The sequence below is a fragment of the Bacillus sp. AP50 genome (genome assembly GCF_040492675.1).
Lineage (GTDB): Bacteria > Bacillota > Bacilli > Bacillales > Bacillaceae_G > Bacillus_A > Bacillus_A cereus.
This window is the reverse complement of sequence record NZ_JBEUTW010000485.1, coordinates 1-4,271: the sequence shown is the minus strand read 5'-3', so window position 1 is coordinate 4,271 and position 4,271 is coordinate 1. Positions and strand designations below refer to the sequence as shown.

Below are 4,271 nucleotides of genomic sequence, written 5' to 3'. Positions count from 1 at the left end.
GATTATACTTGTTTCTTGTGAACAAATATAGAACTGAATTATTAAAAATAAAACATGTAAGATTTATATGTTATAATTTTTCCTATGTGTAAATTTTAGAAAGTTGGAGGAACTTATGGAAGAAACAATTAGTCTAAAAGAGTTATTTCATATCTTAAAAAAACGTTTAGCAATGATCCTCGTAATCGCATTTGGTGCAGCTATAGTAAGTGCTATCATTAGCTTCTTCTTTATGACACCAATCTATCAATCTTCGACGCAAATTCTTGTTAATCAGAAGAAGCAAGAGGGATCGATGTTTCAAGCTGGTGAAGTTCAAACGAATATTCAATTAACGAATACATATAAGGTTATTATTAAAAGCCCAGTAATCTTAGAACAAGTGAATGAAAAATTAAATTTAAATATGACAGCGCAAGAGTTAACGAAAAAAGTTAATGTTGCGAATGAAAAGGATTCACAAGTAATCGCTGTAACAGCTGAGGATAAAGATCCTAAAATAGCTCGTGATATTGCGAATGCAACTGCAGATGTGTTTAAAGGTGAAGTTGCAAAAATTATGAACGTTGATAACGTAACTGTAATATCTAAAGCGGAAGTTGCAGAAAATCAATCTCCGATTAAACCAGCTCCTATGCTTAATATAGCAATTGCTTTTATTGTTGGTTTAATGGCTTCAGTTGGTCTTGCATTCTTACTCGAATACTTAGATAACACAGTGAAAAAAGAAGAAGATGTAGAAAATTTACTTGGTTTACCAGTATTAGGTATTGTAGCTCGTATGGATGAAGAAACATTGAACGTGAAATCACACGCTCCATCATCAAGAAAAGTGAGGGGACAAACAATTGGCTCTTAATTTATTTAAAAAGAAAAAAAATCATCGTCAACGCCGTCAATTAATTGCTCATCAACAACCGAAATCACCAATTTCAGAACAATATCGTAATATTCGAACGAATATTGAATTTGCAGCTGTTGATACGAATTTACATTCATTAATGGTAACATCTGCGAACCCAAGTGAAGGGAAAACGACAACGACAGCGAATATGGCAGTTGTGTTTGCTCAACAAGGAAAAAAAGTATTATTAATTGATGCAGATATGCGTAAACCAGCAATGCATCAAATGTTCCAAGTAGATAATATTTTTGGACTTACGAACGTATTAACACATAGTGAACGTTTAGAAAAATGTGTACAAACGACATCTGTAGACAATCTACACTTTTTAGCTTGTGGTCCAATCCCACCAAACCCGGCAGAATTGTTAGGTTCAAAATCAATGAAAGAACTTCTCGGACAAGCATACAGTATGTATGATTTAGTTATTTTTGATATGCCACCAATTTTAGCTGTAACCGATGCGCAAATTATGGCAAATGTATGCGATGCTTCTATTCTTGTTGTTCGTAGTGAATCAACAGAGAAAGAAACAGCAGTAAAAGCAAAAGGGTTATTGGAGTCTGCAAAAGGTAAATTGTTAGGTGTTGTTTTAAATGACCGTGAACGTGAACAAGGCTTATATTATTATTATGGCGCAAGCTAATTCAAAGGATGAGATATGTTTCAACCATATCTCCTTTTTTCCCTTGAATATGAGATGTCTCATATTCAAGGGAAAAAAGACTGATAGGAGAAAGGGAGGCTGAAAGAATGATTGATTTACATTGTCACATTTTACATGGCATCGATGACGGTGCACAAACAGTAACAGATAGTTTAGCAATGGCACAACAAGCTGTGTCAGAAGGAATACATACTATTGTTGCTACACCACATCATCAAAATGGTAAATATATAAATGAACGTACCTCAATTATTCATCACGTAAAACAACTAAATGATGAACTACAACAACATAACATCTCACTTACTATTTTACCGGGGCAAGAGGTCAGGTTATATGGCGATTTATTAGAAGACTATGAGGCTGGTAAAATCGTTACTTTAAATGAAACAAATAAATACATATTTATTGAATTTCCATCGAATCACGTACCTCGTTACACCGAACAATTATTATACGAATTACGTGTAAAGGGAATGATTCCAATTATCGTTCATCCAGAACGTAATGCCGAGTTAATCGAGCGGCCAGATAAGTTATATAACCTTGTAAATAAAGGGGCATTAACACAAGTGACAGCAGGTAGTTTGGTTGGAAAATTTGGCAAGAAAATTAAAAAATTCTCACTACAACTTGTCGAACATAATTTAACACATATGATCGCATCAGATGCACATAACACAACGTCAAGAGGATTTCATTTAGCGGAGAGCTATGAATTAATCGAGAAAGAATTCGGAATGAATGTTATGGGTGATTTGAAAGAAAATCCGTACTTAGTAATTAGCGGGAAAGCAATTTATAAAGAAGATCCAGAACAAATTCGTCGTAAAAAATTGTTCGGTATTTTTTAATTGAAGAGTTTGGGTGATGTCTCCTAACCGTTATCAATGGGGGCACTCGGTCGTGCTGTGGGTAGAAATTTTTATTTCGAACCTACCTTAGACGCTTGTCGTCGGGAGTATGGCGTGAGGATGGGTTAGATGCCCATAATTTATTTCTAATGGAAACTCTACCTATGGAGTTATAAAAATGACTCTATAGGTAGGGTTTTTGTTATTGTTACATGCAAATAAATAGATTTATAGGAGGAGTATAATTGAAAAAAGTAAGAAAAGCAATTATCCCAGCTGCTGGTCTTGGGACAAGATTTTTACCAGCAACGAAGGCAATGCCGAAAGAAATGCTACCTATCGTCGATAAACCGACAATTCAATACATAATAGAAGAAGCGATTGAATCAGGAATTGAAGACATTATTATTGTTACTGGAAAAGGAAAACGTGCCATTGAAGATCATTTCGATCACTCTTTCGAATTAGAACAAAGCCTTTTAGAAAAAGGGAAGTATGAAATGCTTGAAAAAGTACAAGCTTCCTCAAAAATAAATATTCATTACATAAGACAGAAAGAACCAAAAGGTTTAGGGCATGCAGTATGGTGTGCACGTAAATTTATTGGAAATGAGCCATTTGCGGTATTACTTGGTGATGATATTGTACAAGCTGATACACCATGTTTACGTCAATTAATGGATCAATATGAAGGTACACAATCATCCGTTATTGGTGTACAAACAGTGCCAGAAAATGAAACACATCGTTACGGTATTATCGATCCAGTTGAACAAAATGAACGTCGTTATCAAGTGCGTCAATTTGTAGAAAAGCCAGTTCAAGGAACAGCGCCATCTAATTTGGCAATTATGGGACGCTACGTATTAACGCCAGAAATCTTTATGTTCCTAGAGAATCAGCAGACAGGTGCAGGTGGCGAAATTCAATTAACAGATGCGATTCAACGTTTAAATGAAATTCAGCGTGTATTTGCTTATGATTTTGAGGGAACTCGCTATGATGTTGGGGAGAAGTTTGGGTTTATTAAAACGACAATTGAGATGGCGTTACAACATAAAGAATTAAAAGATGAATTATTGGAGTATATGACTGAACTTATAAAAATAGAAAATATACATGTTTAAAGGTGAGGTGAAAAGGTTGGAAGAAAGAGGATTAATACATAAATCTGTGGAGAAAGAAATAAGCGTAGTGAAAAAAACATCAATTTTCTATGCATTTTTTAAAAGGACACTGGATATTATAGGTGCTATTGTGGGTTTGATAGTATTTTCTCCATTTTTTATTATAATTCCTATCCTTTACATGCGTGGGGATGCAAAAGGACCAGTTTTCTTTAGACAATCCAGAATTGGTAAAGATGGTAAAGTATTTGGTATTTATAAATTCCGTTCTATGGTAGTTAATGCAGAAGAGAAATTAGAAAAAAATGAAGTTCTATATAAGAAATATGTAGATAATAACTATAAGCTTGAGCCAGAGGAAGATCCACGTATTACAAATATAGGGCGCTTTTTACGAAGAACAAGTTTAGATGAACTACCACAGTTTATCAATGTCCTTAAAGGTGATATGAGTTTAGTTGGTCCAAGACCAGTAATTCAGGAGGAATTAAAAGAATACGGCTCTAAAACTTCAGACTTTTTATCTGTAAGTCCTGGTTTAACAGGTTATTGGCAAGTGAGTGGTAGAAGTGATGTAGGATACCCAGAAAGGGTGGATATAGAATTATATTATGTATACAATCAATCTTTAAAATTAGATATTATTATCTTATTTAAAACAGTTTTATTGGTCGTATTACGTAAGGGTGCTTATTAAACATAATAATCACGTTTTTGAG

At 34.2% G+C, this 4,271-nt stretch carries 5 protein-coding genes; all 5 read left to right on the top strand.

What is annotated here, in order from left to right; translation table 11 throughout:
* Positions 1–115 precede the first annotated feature (115 nt).
* Positions 116–859 (top strand): YveK family protein, encoded by a 744-nt coding sequence (locus tag ABWK52_RS25195; RefSeq protein WP_098280622.1) that lies wholly within the window; start codon positions 116–118, stop codon positions 857–859.
* Positions 849–1,550, top strand: a complete 702-nt coding sequence (locus ABWK52_RS25190) for a CpsD/CapB family tyrosine-protein kinase (RefSeq protein WP_071713982.1) — start codon at positions 849–851, stop codon at positions 1,548–1,550. Before ABWK52_RS25195 ends, ABWK52_RS25190 begins: the two co-directional genes overlap by 11 nt.
* Positions 1,551–1,657: 107 nt before the next feature.
* Positions 1,658–2,425: a tyrosine-protein phosphatase gene (locus ABWK52_RS25185; RefSeq protein ID WP_098541797.1), complete on the top strand. Its 768-nt coding sequence runs from the start codon at positions 1,658–1,660 to the stop codon at positions 2,423–2,425.
* Between the two features lie 245 nt (positions 2,426–2,670).
* Positions 2,671–3,552 carry a UTP--glucose-1-phosphate uridylyltransferase BpsC gene (bpsC, locus tag ABWK52_RS25180; RefSeq protein ID WP_048558300.1) on the top strand — a complete coding sequence of 294 codons (882 nt, stop codon included), beginning with the start codon at positions 2,671–2,673 and terminating at the stop codon, positions 3,550–3,552.
* 16 nt (positions 3,553–3,568) lie between these two features.
* Positions 3,569–4,249, top strand: coding sequence for a sugar transferase (locus tag ABWK52_RS25175; protein ID WP_080348301.1), 681 nt, complete (start codon positions 3,569–3,571; stop codon positions 4,247–4,249).
* The last annotated feature ends 22 nt before the right edge of the window (positions 4,250–4,271 follow it).